We start from the raw sequence: 16,659 nt of genomic DNA, 5'->3' as shown, positions 1-16,659 counted from the left end.
ATAATCTTATCTTTTATAATTCATCCTTGTTAAGAGATAGGCCTATCTTTAAAAGGAGAAAATAAATATGAAAATCACATTATTAGGATCATTAGGACACATCAATGGTTACGTAATTCCTGAATTAGTTAAACAAGGACATCAAGTAACCGTTGTTTCACATTCAGATAAACGTAAAAAAGAAATTGAGGATTTAGGTGCCAAAGCGGCAATTGGATCAATGCAGGATGTGGAGTTTTTAACATCGGCTTTCAACGATGCCGACGAGATATATTTGATGATTTCAGGTGCCAATCAGGATGAGGATATGATTGATTCAGCCCGCCAACAGTCAAAAATTTTCAAAACAGCAATCATTAACTCCGGAGTAAAGCACGTCGTTGATTTGAGTAGTGTTGGAGCCGATCAAGGTCCCGAGGTTGGAGGACTTTATATTTACCATATTATTGAAGATGTACTTAAAGAGTTGGATGACGTTACCTATACATTTATTAGACCAACCGGATTTTATAATAATTTTTTATCAAAAATTACCGATATTAAAGCTAATCATGCGATATTTGAAAATCGTCCAGCCACTTCAACAAGTATTTTCGTCGATCCCAAGGATATTGCAGATAGTGTCTTAAAGGCTCTTTTAAATCCTGCAATAGAGAACAGCGTTACATATGTAGCTAGTGATATTGTGACAGGCAATGAGTTAGTTAAATATGTCTCCGAGAAACTCAATATGCCTGATTTGAAATGGATAGAAATATCTGATAATGAGATGCAGACACGATTAGAAAAAGTTATGCCTAAGTCATACGCTATCGCATTTACTAAGATGTATAGTGCTGAAGGAACATCAAAATTTTATGCTGATTTTTACAATAATGAACCAAAATTGGGAAATGTAAAGATGTCAGATTTCATGGATATTTTTGCCAATGCCTATCAGAATATTAAAGATTAATTGGAAAACGACGTTAAAAAAAACTACTACAAAAATTATTGATTTTTGTAGTAGTTTTTTTGTTATTAGAAATATGCAAATCAATTAAAAAATAAATTAGTCGGAAGAGCAGAGAGTATTAACCGGCTGTGGGTGTGGCGTTACGGCTTCAGCCGTTACACCACCGGGCGAGTTTGGATACTTGCGGGTTGAGCAAGGATTCAAACCGAGATTCAAGACCGTACCTCAGGCTCGAATCGGTCCGCATAGCAGGTTAATATTCTCTGCTCTGGAGATGGCAAACCTCAAACCAACCAATCTTAAAGAATTGGTGACAACAATCTTGAGAATCGCTGTTTGAAGTGTAACCAAGCACCTTGTTCTTTAATTATTTCAGGTGTTAACAACAATGAATCACTCATATCCTTCTCGAACTCACGAGAAAGTTGATGTGAAACTTTAGCATCATAGATAAAAGCATTAGCTTCGAAGTTTAGTGAATAACTTCTAAAGTCATGATTCATTGAACCAACGGAACAAATTTTGCCATCAAAAACAGACGTTTTCGAATGCAAAAATCCCTTTTGGTAACTGTAAATTTTAATTCCGTAAGTTGTCAGTAAGTTAGCATAATACTGTGTTGCACGGTAGATGAAGGGATGGTCAGGCATACAAGGAATCATTATCCTGACGTCAACTCCAGAACGAGCGGCAATTGTTAGGGCGGTGAACATGGCATCGTCAGGAACTAAGTATGGCGATTGAATCCAAACACTCTTTTTGGCACTGACAATCATATCGATAAAGCCATCTTTGAGGACTTCCTCACGATTATCTGGTCCATCAGATATGATTTGGATTGGTAAATTGGCCGTCGTATCGAATTTATCAGATGGAAAGTATTTTTCCAAGAATGCTAAAGGTTCGGCGTTTCGGTCCAACGAAGCATTCCAGTCTCTGAAGAAACGCTCCTGTAATAGCAAGGTAGCTGCTCCAAAGATACGTGAGTGTGTATCACGCCAATAACCAAATTTTTCAGTTGTATTGACGTACTGATCACCAACGTTAAAACCACCGATCCAGCCAGTTGTACCATCGATAACAACAACTTTACGGTGCAAGTGATAGTTCAAACGAGTTTTGGCAATTACATTTTTAGAGGTGATAAAAGGTAAAACTTCACCACCAGCAGCCTGAAACTCTTTGAAGTAGCGTGGTTTAGTTCCGCCAGATCCCCATGGATCGTAAAGCAAACGAACTTCGAGGCCTTCTTTAGCCTTTTGAGTTAGCAACTTTAGAAATTCGTCACCGATATTACTTTTAATAAAAGCATAGTATTCGACATGGACGGTTTCTTTGGCATTTCTAATATCTTCAAACATACTCTTAAACTTTTTTTTACCATCAAAGAAAAGTTCAATCTCGTTATGACGCGTTAAAGGCGCTTCCTCGGTCTCATTGAAAAATCGAATGATATGGTCAGCGTAACGTGTTTCGTCGTATCTAGAAGCATTCTGTGGCCGTTTCTGCGCAGCAATCGCCATCTGCTTCAACTGACTTAAACTGTAATGCTCTTGTTTACTGATATTGAAGATTTTTTCTTGAGCAATTCCACGTCCCAAAAAGGCATAAATAAGGAATCCTACAATTGGCAATAAGACAAGGACCAAGATCCAAGCCCATGTAGTAACGATATTACGTGGTCTATGGAAAACAGTAATAAGTGCTGAAATGGTATTGACTACTAAGATAATGAGAATTAGCCAGATGATCCAAACATCAATCATAAAATAAATTCCCCTCTATTATTCTTACTAGAAAGTTTACTTCAAAATACTTATAAAATCTAATTTAAACCGTATTATTTTTGGGGGTTTTGCCGTCAAAAGAGCTGAGAGTATTTCACCTGCTATGCGGACCAGGACGAGCCAAGGTCTCGTCCTTCGATTTGAAGCCTTACCAAAGACCGGTAAGTCTCCAAACTCGCCCGGTGGTGTAAGAGCTAAAGCTCTAACGCCACACCCACAGCGGGTCAATACTCTCAGCTCTTTTGACTAGTTGGTTTGTGTGGATTGATGTATTAGATATATTAAATAAATTCCATATACTGGCTTGAATTTGCAATTATAATTCAATATTTATGTGGAATTTATTTATTTCAAGTTTCAATTTGATAAATGGATTCTTAAAAAAATTTTATAATTATAGACTTTGAATAACCTCAGTAAATATAGCCATTAAACAACCGAAGGTTGAAAGTTGAAAGATTAATTTGACCATTGTTATTACAGGCTTAGAGTTAATTTATTTAGACAGCTCAAAAGTCTCCATTTTATTGCTCTTAGTATTAAAAAGAAAGATAAATTAGTTGGAAGAGCTGAGAGTATTCATTTGCAGCGAAAGTGGCGTTATTGCTTCAACAATTACACCACCGGGCGTGTTGGAGACTCGCGGGTTTTGCGAGGTTTCAACCGAGGCTCGAGACCGCTTCCCAGGCTCGGGCCGTTCCGCGCAGCAATTGAATACACTCAGCTCTGGAAACGGCATACTTATCTAAACTCAGTCTTTAGTTAAACAAAAAAAGCCTTTAAAAAGGCTTTTAATTGCGATTATTACCAAAAATCAAAATCAAACGTAATAGTTGTAATGCGGTTGAAATTGCTGCAGCGACATATGTTAATGCGGCTGCGAACAACACTTGCTTGACCATTGGAACTTCATCGCTATCAAGGATGTCACCAGATCCTAAAATCTTAATGGCACGTCCGGAAGCGTTGAATTCAACTGGTAATGTTACGACTTGGAATAAGACAACTAATGCAAATAACCAAATTCCAATTGTAATCAGTGTTTGATTCATTCCTAAAAGGGCACCGATGATAATCAATGGAATTGAAGCATTTGAACCAAGGTTAACGGCAGGAACTAAAGCAGCTCTGACACGCATAGGTGCATAACTTTTTTGATCTTGAATCGCATGTCCACATTCATGGGCTGCAACTCCAATTGCCGCAACTGAGGTTGAATCGTAGGTTGATTCCGAAAGATTCAACGTCTTGTCACCTGGATTGTAATTATCAGTTAAATTACCACTAACTTTATTAATTTGAATATCTTGTAGTCCGGCACTATCTAAAATATATCTCGCAGCATCAGCCCCGGTTTTACCACGGTGGCTCGTAAATTGATCATACTTTTTGAAATTATGATTTACATACCATGATGCCCACATACTGATAGCCAAACCAATGATTATCAATAGATAACTGGGACCAAAACCATAACCATATCCGTACATAGATGTTAACTCCTCTTTAATAAATTGTTGTTAGCAACATTATAGCCATTATTTGTGAATTTTTCTTGAATAATACGATCAAGTCGATTAATTTCGATTGATTTTAAATCAAGCTGATTTTTTAAAAAGACTAGTAAACGTTGGGAAATTTCTTCTTTTTCCGAAGTGTTCAAATCTTTAAAGGTAACTATCAATGCAGCCTGCTTTTTTGTTAAGTCAACATCACTTAGTGAAATTAAAGCAACGATTTCGTCGTGATGTTTTTTTTGGATAAACCAGTAAATTCCATCGTTTCTCATGATAGTTTTTGCAGTATTAGAAATGTATTCCGTTGTTGGATCGATTTCCATACCTAGAAATTCACTGACTTCTTTTAAATTGAAATGCGTGGGAAAATCCCAGAAGAAATTTTCAGTTATGAAAGGTCGATATGACTTAAGCTTTATATCAGACATTAAAATTATTTCTCCTCCTTACAAATCAAACTATTCGACAATTAAACTCTTCTTGGCACTCTTGTGTATTTTGTGCATGAATGGTTTGAGTTTTTCGGTTGTTAGTAAGCCTAATAGGTAAAATGCTACGCCAAAGGCCACTAATATAATAATATCTTTGGTAGCATTAGGCCAATATATTCCACCAACAGCTTCACGAAGCAGGTTAACCGCATAGGTAAATGGCAAGTATGGGTTGATGAATCGGAAGAAACCATCTGATAGAACGACAGGGAAGTTACCACCGGCACCGGAAATTGAAAGTACCAGAATGATAATCCCGAGTCCCTTACCGACCGTTCCAAACATTTGCACGAGTGAGTACAAAATTGAGATGAAGACGAAACTGACCAGCATACAGAACAGTATCAACCAAACTTTTTCCTTTGTATAAGCGTGGAGGATAAATAAGTTACCCAAAGCGGCAGCAATAGCTTGTAATTGGTTTAAGAAAGCAAAGGTTAAGTAACGCCCATTGAATCGTTGCTTGAATGAATAACGATATTTTTGACGGTCATTCAATTGGAAGTGAACTGTGAAGACACTTGATAGTAGCAAAGCACCAACCCAGATACACAATGCCAAGTAGAATGGTGCACTGGCAGAACCATAGTTTGGTATGTCATAAAGGTTATCCTTTTTCAATTTAACTGGGTTAGAGAAGAAGTCGGATTCCTTGTTAGCGTCAGATTTCATTAGCTTGATCAAGGCTCCAAAATCAACATCCTTCTCACCCTTCTTCAAGAGTTTTGCGGAATGGTGAACGTCTTTCTTCAACTGTGGCCAGTCGTTTGTGGCAAAGTCATTAGCTTGTGAAAGAGCGGCTTCTAGTTCCGGTGTCTTGGAGTTGACTAAATTCAAAGTGGTTGTTAACTGATTTTCAATTTGTGGCAATTGATATTGAACAAAGAATGAAGCGGTTGCCATTTTCTTCTTTAATGTAGGGTAATCATTGTTGTAGAAGTCATTAGCCAGGTTGATACCAGTAACAATATTACCCATATTACCGTTCAACAATTGGTTGGCATCGTGAATTTCATTACCGACAGCAGGCAATTGTTTTTGATATTTTTGAAGGTAAGTTAAGGCAGTTTCAAGAACGCCCTTAGTATTGTTCAAAAGTCCTGGGATAGCGGGGATGATATTGTTATTGACTTGACTCAAAGTAGCACTGGCATCCTTAAGCAAGGTTGAAATATCACTAATTGTGCTTGAAACACTGTCCATGATATTGAGATCTTTGATGGCTGTAACGCCGTCAGCAATCTTATCGGCCTGAGTTTGTAAGTCGGTCAACTTGGCCTGTAACGCTGTTGTATCGAGGTCACTGTAATTATCCAAGATGTCATTAGCTTTGCTTGCCAAAGTATCATTTAATGCAGCAAAGTCAGTAAGATGTTGAATTGGCGAGTTAAAAATCGTCGTCTGATCGTGACCTAATTGGTCAGCTAAATTGTTATAGAAGGTTTGTAGGTCAGTCAATGACGAAGCTAGTTGTGTACTTACTTTTGATACTTGAGCGGCATCGTCAGCGACGTTTTGAATAACAGCTTTAAGTTGATCTTTGAGTTCTTGGTTCTTTGGATCAGCTTTAATTTTGTCAATCAAAGTATTGATATTTTCCATTGAGGCACTAATTTGCTTAACAATGTTAAAAATCATTGATAATCCAGTATCTACAGTCGTCTTAATGACAGGTAAAGCTTGTTGAATCTTTGGAATCAATTCGTTATTAGCTTTATTTGTGGCATTCTCGGCATCTTGACCGAGTTGTTGAATGTCAGGCATAACATTTTGAACCTTGTTGATGACCTGAATCCCATTTTCAACTTGAGTGATACTAGTGTCCATTAGACTGGAGATTTTGCCAAAGTCGTTATCAATTTCATTAACTTGTGAACCGGCACTTTGGATTTCAGGAATCTTGGTCTTGAGGTCCTTGGCAGCCGTACCACCAGCATCAGCTAATGGCAAGAAATTATTCAAATTGACGATCTTTTGGGCATCTTGATTTAATAGTGGCATGTAGCCATACATATCGTTAACTTGTTGTAATTTCTGATTCAAGTTAGGTACGATAGTATTGGCTTTTTGAACTTTATCCATGATGTCTTGTAGTTCTGGTAAATTGTCATCAGTCGTTACAAGCAGTGTTGAAAGTCGTCTTAGCATTGGTAAATTATGCTCTATATCAACGCCTGACTTATTCAAAACTTTTGTAACGGTCTTACTGATTGTTCCAATAAATTCATCTGAGATAGTATTTTGTAACGTCGTCGCACCTGTCTCAGTCAGCTTCGGGGCGATGGCGTTTATCTTCTGATTAACTTTGAAGACCAGTGATGGTTTCTTAATGTTACCTGATAGGAAACTAACAATATCCTTTGAGAAGTTTTTAGGGATGTAAATACCAGCATAGTATGAACCATCCTTAACTCCTTGATCTAGTTGTTTCTTTGAATCAACGAACGTCCAACCTAATTTGTGATTCTTCTTTAAGTTGTCGATCAATTGGTCACCAATTTCAATTTTTTGTCCTTCAAGTTTAACCGATTGGTCATCTGAATAAACGGCGACTTTTAGATCACTTGTATTTGAATATGGATCCCATAAAGCCCAAACATTAAACCAGCAATATAGACATGGTAAAATGATCAAAGCTAACATTAATAGTGTTGCAGGCTTTGACTGCAAAGTTCTTTTTATATCTAATCTGAATAGTTCCCAAGCTTTGATAGAAATCCCCTCCAAATCTCTCTTAAAACTAAATGGCATAATTTACATAATGTCATTATATAACGTTACGATAACGGATTGTAGTATATAAACCCATTGACCGTATCTAAAATCTCAGAATCATCGTGAAGCATCGAGTGTTCGGCGGTGGAGCCCTTGATTAAATATTCAGTGTATTCCTTTGCTCGGGGTTCGAGAATGTAAGAAATTGACTTTGCTGATGTAACGGAGATGTATTTATCGCTGTTCGATTGATCGCCAACGTTACCGTAAATATTCAAAACACGCAGATCATCTGATACATTATTTCGATTCATAAATATTCTAAAATATGTTGGACTCATAAAAGCTGGTTTGCCATTTGGTTCAATTCGGTTAATATTGGGAAGATCCCCTAAACCTAAAATGCCGTTGAATGGTCCAGCAATGAGTACTAATTTTTTGAGTCGAGGCATATAAGGACGCATTTTTTCCCTCAGATTGACTAGAACAAGAGCGACGGCACCCAATGAGTGCCCAATAGCGTCATATGTAGTAAATTCATGTTTAAGACGTAAATCAAATAAGAGTTTAACTAACCAATATTCCATTTGGTTACTGCCAACCCATTTATTTTGGAAAACAACTTGAACGATGGGATGTTCGTCATCAGTCCAAGCCCCCTCATATGTTACTTTACCGCGCCAATTAATATTTGCTTTGAGAAACTGGTCTTTTTCTTTACCGTTACATTCTAAAGCTGATTCGATCATTTTTTGAGTCGTATAGTCTCCACCACGAAATCCATGGATGTAGAGAATCGGCCATTGCCCATTTTTCATAAATTCACCCCAACAAGATATTATTATATAATTATTAGTGAGAAATTTTAACCAAATGAGGTATGACAATTGCAAAAATTTTATGCAGTAAGACATGGCAAGAAGCCAGGAATCTATTTAACATGGCCAGAATGCAAGGCTCAGGTCGATGGATTTGCAGGTGCTAGATACAAAAGTTTCCCCAATCGAGCCCAAGCTGAAGCGTTTCTTGGCGGCAAGGATTCTTACGTTAAGAATACAACTAATCAAAAAACGAAGCCACAAACAAATGCATCCAAACGAGCTGTATCTGATATAAAAGATTTTGATACAGTTGTGTACACTGATGGTGGTTCGAGAAATCACGGTAATTTTAAAGGTGGGCATGTCAAGACAACAGATAAAGGCGCTTGGGCCTATCATATCAATAATCATGACGAAGTATTTGAGGGGACCGCTGGTGAATTTGGCGTAACTAATAACCGCATGGAGATAATGGCCCTGATTCAAAGTATTAAACGATTAAATGAACTAAAAATCAATCAACAAAATACGATATTTGTCTTAGATTCTCAGTATGTTTTGAACGCAATTACGAAAAATTGGTTGACGGGATGGAAGAAACGTGGCTATAAGAAGGCCGATGGTAGCGTTCCAGTCAATGTGGAATTGTGGAAAGAATTGGATGGATTATTGCCGACCGTACCTACGAAAACTTTTGAGTGGACTAAGGGTCATGCTACTAATATAGGAAATAATCGGGTTGATGAGTTGTTGAATGAAACTATGGATAAAATGTAGTTGGTGCGACACCCGCCGACTAATTGATGCTGCTATTTGTAATAAATTATCAACTAACACCATGCGTTATTTTATATTGATTAATTAAGGAAAATCCCTATGAGTAAGAACGAGCCTGGGACAAAATTTAAATTCCGAAAAAAAGAATCATCATGGAAATCAAAATATTTGCGATTAAAATATTTCTCATGATGGTTCTTTTTTATTACACATTTTTTTATCTAAAATAAAAAAGAAGATAATTGAATACAGCAAGAAATGGCAAGAAATTAAAGACAACGAAGCAAAAATACAAAATATATTTTTTTGAAAGAAAGTTTTTGTTATGTCAACTGTTGAAAAAAGAGTATATACATATGTATTACTTTATCAACAACATGATGTATAATACACATCACGATAGCGATGGAGGTAATTATATTATGGATAAAGAAGTTATGTTAAGAAAATCAGGTAATAGTCTGATTTTAACTGCTCCATCTGATTTGAGTGATGACATTGGTAAAAGATATACTGTTACTCAAAATGACGATGGGACGATTGTATATACTCCTGTAAAACATATAAATATCTTTACTGATCCTAAGCTTAAGGATTATGATTTTAGAGCTGATTTTAGAGATATACCAGAGGCGTCAGAACTAAAGCCAGTTGGTAAGGAGAGATTAGAATGAATTACTCTCCATTAAAAGGTGATGTTATTGTTATTGATGCTAAGTCTGGAAATATTCAACGGCATATGGTAGTTATGAGCTCGGACAGCTATAACAGAAAAACTGGTTTAGTTTTAGCAATGCCAATTACTACGTCTGATAAAGCTAAGGAATCACCAGCATTTTACCCAATTTTGATTCCTGGTGGTAGAAGTGGTGTTAAAGGATATGTATCTCTTGCAAAACTACAGAATTATGATTTCAAAGCAAGACATTGGAGGGTAGTAAACAAGGTAAGCGTAATGCAATATCAAGATTTATTACTCGGTGTCAAGGATATGTTAGATATTTTATAGTAGAAAAGGTCCTGAAACCATATTGGCTTCAGGACCTTTTAATGTATTAATTAATCTCACAGTTCCAGTTGTAACACACTTTCTAACTCTACTTAATATTTCGTTGCAACATATGGAAGCGGATGAACTTTCCAAGCTCGGTCACAGCTAGAACAATCACTCCGGCGAGGATTGGAATTAACCAGCCGTATGTGAAGTTGATATTTGTTGTGTGGAAGATTGATTGCATGAATGGAAGGTAGATAATTCCCATTTGTAGAGCAATTAAAATTCCAATGATGTAGAAAGCCATCTTGTTTTGGAAGAAATACTTGGAAATAACTGGGTGGTCATTTCTCAAATTGAATAGATAGAAAATTTTACCAAAGATAATAATATTTAACGCCATGGTACTTCCAACTACCTCAGGCATACCTTTGTCTGTTAGGAAGTCGAAGGCCCAGATACCTAGTCCGGAAATCAGTAAGGAGACATAGACGATTTCAAAAGTATCTAATCTTGTTAACAGACCTTTTTTAACATCACGTGGTCCACGAGCCATTATTCCAGCTTCTGGGGGTTCAAAGATAAAAGCAAACTGAATCGTTAAAGCTGAAACCATGTTTATCCAAAGTAATTGTGCAGGGTATAGCGGCAAATCTTGTCCTAACAGGATACTGATAACCACGATTAATCCTTCCGCAAAACTAGTTGGAAGAAGGAAACGAATTGTCTTACGAATATTGTCAAAGACATGGCGTCCTTCACGAACAGCAACTACGATATCTGCAAAGTCGTCGTCAGCTAAAACCATATTGGCTGATTCTTTCGCAACTTCAGTACCTTTAATACCCATGGCAACGCCAATGTCAGCTTGTTTTAGGGCAGGAGCATCGTTGACACCGTCGCCTGTCATTGAAACAACATGATCGTTGGCTTGTTGAGCGCGAACGATACGTAATTTATTAGCAGGGGTCGTACGTGCAAAGACATTGTAATCGTCAATTTTGGCATTTAACTCTTCATCTGACATCGCATCAATTTCAGGACCAGTAATAGCTTTGATAACTGAATCTAAATCAAGCTTTCTAGCAATTGCTGAAGCAGTATCGGGGTGATCACCAGTAATCATTTTGACTTTGATACCGGCCATGCGTAATTCATGAATTGAGGTTCTAGCTTCTTCACGAGGAGGATCAATGATGCCGACCATACCGGCTAAAGTTAAATTGTTGATTTGATCGGTTTCAATTTCTTCAAAATTATCATCAACAATTTTATATGCTAAAGCAACCACACGAAGTCCTTCAGATGAAAGTTCTTTGATCTTGTTGTTCCAGTAATCCTCGTCGGTTGTTTTAACTGAAGCATTAAGAATGGTAGTAGGGGAACCTTTGACCATCAATACTCTTTGGTTATTCAAGTTGGCTAGACGTGCAGAGAAACGAAAGGCTGAATCAAATGGTAAAGAATCAATTTCGTCAACCTCGGGATCATTACCAGTCATCTTGCGATAAAGGGTGGTTAAGGCACCGTCAGTTGGCTCACCGGTTAATTCCCAGTGATTATTTTCAAAATGGAGTTGGGCATCAGTGGTTTGACCAGCAATATTGACCAACCATTTCATACCGGAATCTTGATGCCAATCGTAATTTTTATCTCCAAGTTTTAAACTACCAGAAAAATCAATGGAGCCATCACTGTCATAACCGACACCAGTGACATCAAAATCGTGTGACGGCGTTACAACTTTTTTAACAGTCATTTCGTTCTTAGTTAAAGTACCAGTTTTATCAGTATTAACAATATCAACGGCACCCAGAGTTTCGACTGCGGGCAATGATTTAACGATTACGTTACGTTTAGTCATTTTACGAGTTCCCATGGCTAGTACGACAGAGGTACTGGCTGGTAAACCTTCAGGCATTGAGCCAACGACCATCGTTATAACGGCAATCAATAGTGTTGGTAAACTGTATGTGTCGATAAAGTAGCCAATAATGAACAAGACTACAGCGGCAACTAGGATAGCAATTGACAAACCAAATCCAAGTGAATTCAAGTTTTGCATCAAAGGTGTGGGCTTTTCTTTGACGGACTCAACTGAGTCTTGAATTTGACCAATTTCAGTATCACCAGCAGTAGCAGTAACGATTCCTAAAGCAGAACCGTGAGTTACGGCTGTGGAAGCAAAGACCATATTTTGACGTTCAGCTAATGGTAAATTATCGTCAGAAATGGCTTCTTCAATTTTTTCAACGGAATTAGTTTCACCAGTTAAAATTGATTCTTGAACACTCAAATTATCAGCAGAAATTAATCGTAAGTCGGCCGGAACAGCATCCCCAGCTTCTAGATTGACTAAATCGCCGACAACTAAGTCTCGAGCATCAATTTCTAACTTTTCACCATTACGGAAGACAAAGTTTTTTGAAACTAGCATTTCACGAATTTTTTCCAAAGCATTGCCGGCTTGTTGTTCTTGAATATAACCGATTATTGCGTTGGCGATAATAACAAGACCGATAACGATTGAATCAGAGTAACGATGCATTAAGAATGTCATGATCGCTGCTGCTGCCAAAATGTAGATGATACTGTTGTTGAATTGCTTGATGAACTGAATGAATTTGGAAGTCTTCTTAACTTCAAGCTCATTTCGGCCATTACGATCCAAACGACGTTTAACTTCGGCACTGGTAAGACCATCTTCAGCGTTTGTTTGGAATAATTTGTTAATATCTTTGGCATCCATTTGCCATAATTTTTGAGAGTCCCTCGGGGGCTCTTTTGAATTATCTTTGGAACTAGTACTTTCTTCTAACATTTAATTTTCTACTCCTAATTGTATTTATCTATTAAATTACGTTGGATTTCTTTAATGAAGACCAAGGTGCCCACTTCCTCTCAAGTATTTATCTAAAGATTGAATTTTTAATTATGTATGCCGTTTCCAGAGCTGAGAGTATTCATTTGCTGCGCGGAACGGCTCGAGCCAAAGTACGGTCTCGAACCTCGGTTGAAGCCTCACAAACCCCGTGAGTCTTCAACGCGCCCGGTGGTGTAAGGACTAAAGTCCTAACGCCACTTTCGCTGCAAATGAATACTCTCAGCTCTTCCAACTTGTTTATTTTAAATAATAAAATGAAGATTTCTATTACTTAAATAAATTAGTTCTATGACTATAACAACGATAGGTATACCATTTTTCTACCTTTAGGTATTTACATAATTATATTTGTTTATAATATGATATGGGGCTTAATTCCTATTGTCAAAGTATTTTTAATCTGCTTACCTGTGGTGCTGGTTAAATATGCCGTCTACAGAGCTGGAAAATATTCACTAGCTGTGCGGAACGGTTCGAGCCAAAATACGGTCTCGAACCTCGGTTTGAAGCCTTGACATAGTTCGTCAAGGCTCCAAACACGCCCGGTGATATAAGAACGGGAGGATCTCCCGTCCTCATATCACTTCCACGGCACACAAATATTTTCCAGCTCTTCCGACTAGTTAATTGTTCATAAATTGAGTATAAAAAGGCTCAATTGTTTTATATCCTGCATATTTTAAATTTTAATTTGGAATATATAATTGATGCGAATATTTGCAATTAATTATCAACTAGCACCATGCGTATCTGCTTGTCTATTAATAGGCTCAAAGACAGCAATATACGTCATATTTTACATTATTGGAATAATTTTAGCTCGCAATAATTTCGATTATTAACTTCTAATTAAATATTTGATATCGTCTTAAACAGTTGATTTCAATTTATCAGTCCCTTATAATAACTAATGAAAAGAGACCACAGGAATGCACTCCTGTAGCCTCAAACATCAGACGGAAAATGATTTACTAATGGGTAAGACTAATCTAAGTGATTAGTCTTTTTTAGTGCCTTGGCTTTAACAAATATGAAATACGCTTTCGCCAAGTAATAAACACTAATTACAAACTCTAAGAGCTGCAAAACCACACCTTCAATCTTGTCCTTGTTATCAAGTCGTACACCTCCATCAAAACGGAATAGGCGAGGGGTGTTGCACCATTTAACGGACTGACTAAAGCCAACAAAGATAATGGGTCTTCGACAACATGACTCTAATTATAGTATATAGAAAAGCTATTTTGCTTGTACTAAAAATTTAGCGATTATTGTAAATTAAAAATCCCCGTAACAATCGTTTATAGGTTGCTACGGGGATTTTGTTCTGGACGGTTTCTAATTAAATAGTCCGCTGAAAAATGAAACGATACTGTCCCAAATTCTTTGTAGGAAGTTACGATTTTCTTGAGTATTCAAGTTATTAAAAATATTCTTAGCTTTACTCATGATATCGCTACTTAGCTTAGAAGCTTGTTCTTTAAAGTTTGAATTGCTCAAAGCTCCAGAGTCTCTGATTTGAACCATCAAGTTAATAATTTGTTGTTTTTGATTATTGTTAATGATGTTTTGCAAATTATTCTTTTGTAAGTTGTTATTTACAATAGTTGTAATTTGGTTATTAGTGATGTTATCGCCCTTTTGAGCCATGTCTGATTTGATACCGGCAACGGCATTGTTCAATTGTTTATCAGAATAACCTTCAGTACCTTTATTAGCATCAGTGATGCCACTCAAGACACTCATTTCTTTTTGGGCGGCGTTAACTTGACTTTGATTCAGGCTATCACCACTGTTGGCGTAAGCAGCGTAGATACCTGCTAGGGCACCAGAACCATCGATTGGTGTGGCGGAAGTTACATAGATATTGGCATCGCTGATACCAGCTGTGACAGCGGCATTACGATATTGGTCGGCTGTGATAGTGGTAATGTTATTTTTACCATTATAGTCAACGATTTTAACGTTAATACCAGAGCCGGAAGAAGTCTTTTGAATCAAAGCAGATGACCAAACACCAGAATTGCTTGTGAATGAGCTACCACTTGGATTTAAATACTTAACCAATGTATCACCAGTAACAGTGATGGTTTTGTAATTGCTATCATTGATTTGTGAAGATAGGGCACTAATAGTACCTTGACGTTGGTCACTAGTTAAAGATGTTCCCAAAGTCATGACTGGCTGATCGCTTAGATCGTCCGCTTTAACGCTTTGTGCTGAGAAGAATCCCAGCGTGATTACAGATAATAAACCTAATAAAATAATATTTAACTTTTTCAAGGTTATATCCTCCTTAATGATAATTAAACCAGAGAATTATGAAAAATTCGAGAAGATAGCTAATTTTTTTGAAAAGCTTAAATTCTAAAATGGTTTTTTCCACACCATTGTGCTATTCTGTAGGTTCTAGGATTACGCTTAAGTAATAAAATTAAAAGGATTAGGTGAAACACAATGAAAATTGTCGTTCTTTCAGGTGGAAGAAGTACAGAAAGAAATGTTTCTTTATCTTCCGGAGTTAAAATCACCAACGCACTACGTAGTAAGGGTTATGAAGTCGCATATGTTGATTCATTTTTAGGTAAGGATGTTGACGAAGATAAGATTGACGATCTTTTTACAACTGAACCTGAGAGTGAAAGCAAGCTTATCATCGATGATGAGGTTTTAACAGATGAAAAGATCAATGCACTTCGGACCGACGGAACTCGTGGCCTTTTGGGTCGTAACGTTTTGAAAATTTGTCAACACGCCGATATCGTCTACATGGGACTTCACGGTGAAGATGGCGAAAATGGTAAGATGCAAGCGGTATTCGATGTCTTTGATATCAAATATACTGGCAGTGGCTCACTTGCTTCAGGTCTTGCTATGGATAAAAAATATTCTAAAGAGATTTTTGTTCAAGATAAGATTCCAACAGCTCAGTATACAACTACTAAGACTGCTAAGATTTTATCTGAAGATATTCCATTCAACTATCCAATGGTAGTTAAACCATCTAATGGTGGTTCAAGTGTCGGTACACATATCGTTCGAAACGCGACTGAATTACGAGAATCAGTTGCTGATGCTTTGAGATTTGATGATGAAGTTTTGATTGAAGAGTATATCAAAGGTCGTGAATTCTCAGTTGCTATCGTTGATGGCTTAGTACTTCCAGCTGTTGAAGTTACTATCGATACAGGATGGTATGATTTCCAACACAAGTTCCAAGAAAATACCGTGACACATTTCATTACACCACCAGCCAATTTGGATGATGAGATTCATGCGAAGATGCAAGCTTTGACAAAGAAAACTTTTGAGTCATTAGGCATGAGCAACTATGGCCGTGTCGACTTCTTGCTACGTGATGGTCAATTATACGTTATGGAAGCAAATACATTGCCAGGTATGACACCATTGTCATTGATGCCAAGAGAAGCAGAAGCAGCTGGCATTTCATATCCTGATTTATGTGAAAGAATCATTATGAGTAAAGTTAAGCATTACGAAAATCGTCAATAAAATGTCAGACATGTCCTGTAGGGATATGTCTTTTTTTGTGATCTGACTCAGGTTTGCTGTGAGCTGAGGTCTCCACTTGGGTTTTGGATTTTGCTCGGATCGGTCTACATAGCAGGTGAATACTAACAGCTCCATAGACGGCCGTGTAACAGGAATGATAGCGCTTTGGATATTGAGAACCTTTAGTGTATGATATTAATTGGAA

General features: G+C 37.2%; 12 protein-coding genes. 5 read left to right on the top strand and 7 right to left on the bottom strand.

The window, feature by feature from the left end:
• Positions 1–67 precede the first annotated feature (67 nt).
• Complete coding sequence (locus FFM71_RS06205; RefSeq protein ID WP_137611306.1) at positions 68–955, top strand: SDR family oxidoreductase; 888 nt, start codon at positions 68–70, stop codon at positions 953–955.
• Between the two features lie 299 nt (positions 956–1,254).
• On the opposite strand, the gene cls is transcribed toward FFM71_RS06205, so the two are convergent.
• The 5 genes from cls to FFM71_RS06180 all read right to left on the bottom strand — a co-directional run bounded on the left by cls (position 1,255) and on the right by FFM71_RS06180 (position 8,283).
• Positions 1,255–2,721 carry a cardiolipin synthase gene (gene cls / locus FFM71_RS06200; RefSeq protein ID WP_137611305.1) on the bottom strand — a complete coding sequence of 489 codons (1,467 nt, stop codon included), beginning with the start codon at positions 2,719–2,721 and terminating at the stop codon, positions 1,255–1,257.
• An 812-nt stretch (positions 2,722–3,533) separates the two neighbouring features.
• Positions 3,534–4,232, bottom strand: coding sequence for a zinc metallopeptidase (locus tag FFM71_RS06195; protein WP_137611304.1), 699 nt, complete (start codon positions 4,230–4,232; stop codon positions 3,534–3,536).
• A gap of 5 nt (positions 4,233–4,237) precedes the next feature.
• A complete protein-coding gene (locus FFM71_RS06190) occupies positions 4,238–4,687 on the bottom strand; it encodes a hypothetical protein (protein WP_137611303.1) in 450 nt (149 codons plus the stop codon).
• A gap of 30 nt (positions 4,688–4,717) precedes the next feature.
• Positions 4,718–7,477 (bottom strand): YhgE/Pip domain-containing protein, encoded by a 2,760-nt coding sequence (locus tag FFM71_RS06185; RefSeq protein WP_223876486.1) that lies wholly within the window; start codon positions 7,475–7,477, stop codon positions 4,718–4,720.
• Positions 7,478–7,527: 50 nt separating this feature from the next.
• A complete protein-coding gene (locus tag FFM71_RS06180; protein ID WP_137611301.1) occupies positions 7,528–8,283 on the bottom strand; it encodes an alpha/beta hydrolase in 756 nt (251 codons plus the stop codon).
• A 69-nt stretch (positions 8,284–8,352) separates the two neighbouring features.
• Here FFM71_RS06180 and FFM71_RS06175 point away from each other — a divergent pair, with 69 nt between their 5' ends.
• The 3 genes from FFM71_RS06175 to FFM71_RS06165 all read left to right on the top strand — a co-directional run bounded on the left by FFM71_RS06175 (position 8,353) and on the right by FFM71_RS06165 (position 10,072).
• Complete coding sequence (locus FFM71_RS06175) at positions 8,353–9,063, top strand: ribonuclease H family protein (protein ID WP_137611300.1); 711 nt, start codon at positions 8,353–8,355, stop codon at positions 9,061–9,063.
• Positions 9,064–9,485: 422 nt separating this feature from the next.
• Complete coding sequence (locus FFM71_RS06170; protein ID WP_137611299.1) at positions 9,486–9,737, top strand: hypothetical protein; 252 nt, start codon at positions 9,486–9,488, stop codon at positions 9,735–9,737.
• Positions 9,734–10,072: a type II toxin-antitoxin system PemK/MazF family toxin gene (locus FFM71_RS06165; RefSeq protein ID WP_137611298.1), complete on the top strand. Its 339-nt coding sequence runs from the start codon at positions 9,734–9,736 to the stop codon at positions 10,070–10,072. Before FFM71_RS06170 ends, FFM71_RS06165 begins: the two co-directional genes overlap by 4 nt.
• A gap of 88 nt (positions 10,073–10,160) precedes the next feature.
• Here FFM71_RS06165 and FFM71_RS06160 read toward each other — a convergent pair whose 3' ends face one another.
• Together FFM71_RS06160 and FFM71_RS06155 are read right to left on the bottom strand one after the other, a co-directional pair.
• Positions 10,161–12,878, bottom strand: coding sequence for an HAD-IC family P-type ATPase (locus FFM71_RS06160; RefSeq protein WP_137611297.1), 2,718 nt, complete (start codon positions 12,876–12,878; stop codon positions 10,161–10,163).
• Positions 12,879–14,279: 1,401 nt separating this feature from the next.
• A complete protein-coding gene (locus tag FFM71_RS06155) occupies positions 14,280–15,224 on the bottom strand; it encodes a DUF1002 domain-containing protein (protein ID WP_137611296.1) in 945 nt (314 codons plus the stop codon).
• 174 nt (positions 15,225–15,398) lie between these two features.
• Between FFM71_RS06155 and FFM71_RS06150 the strand changes: the two genes are divergently transcribed.
• A complete protein-coding gene (locus tag FFM71_RS06150) occupies positions 15,399–16,454 on the top strand; it encodes a D-alanine--D-alanine ligase (protein WP_137611295.1) in 1,056 nt (351 codons plus the stop codon).
• Positions 16,455–16,659: the final 205 nt, after the last annotated feature.

The organism is Companilactobacillus huachuanensis (genome assembly GCF_005404815.1).
Lineage (GTDB): Bacteria > Bacillota > Bacilli > Lactobacillales > Lactobacillaceae > Companilactobacillus > Companilactobacillus huachuanensis.
The sequence above is the reverse complement of the archived record's forward strand: the minus strand, read 5'-3'. Positions and strand labels throughout refer to the sequence as shown.

Coding starts and splice junctions, on each gene's coding strand:
- FFM71_RS06195 (WP_137611304.1), bottom strand. CDS start 4,232: ATGTACGGATATGGTTATGGTTTTGGTCCCAGTTATCTATTGATAATC.
- FFM71_RS06190 (WP_137611303.1), bottom strand. CDS start 4,687: ATGTCTGATATAAAGCTTAAGTCATATCGACCTTTCATAACTGAAAAT.
- FFM71_RS06165 (WP_137611298.1), top strand. CDS start 9,734: ATGAATTACTCTCCATTAAAAGGTGATGTTATTGTTATTGATGCTAAG.
- FFM71_RS06160 (WP_137611297.1), bottom strand. CDS start 12,878: ATGTTAGAAGAAAGTACTAGTTCCAAAGATAATTCAAAAGAGCCCCCG.
- FFM71_RS06180 (WP_137611301.1), bottom strand. CDS start 8,283: ATGAAAAATGGGCAATGGCCGATTCTCTACATCCATGGATTTCGTGGT.
- FFM71_RS06205 (WP_137611306.1), top strand. CDS start 68: ATGAAAATCACATTATTAGGATCATTAGGACACATCAATGGTTACGTA.
- cls (WP_137611305.1), bottom strand. CDS start 2,721: ATGATTGATGTTTGGATCATCTGGCTAATTCTCATTATCTTAGTAGTC.
- FFM71_RS06170 (WP_137611299.1), top strand. CDS start 9,486: ATGGATAAAGAAGTTATGTTAAGAAAATCAGGTAATAGTCTGATTTTA.
- FFM71_RS06150 (WP_137611295.1), top strand. CDS start 15,399: ATGAAAATTGTCGTTCTTTCAGGTGGAAGAAGTACAGAAAGAAATGTT.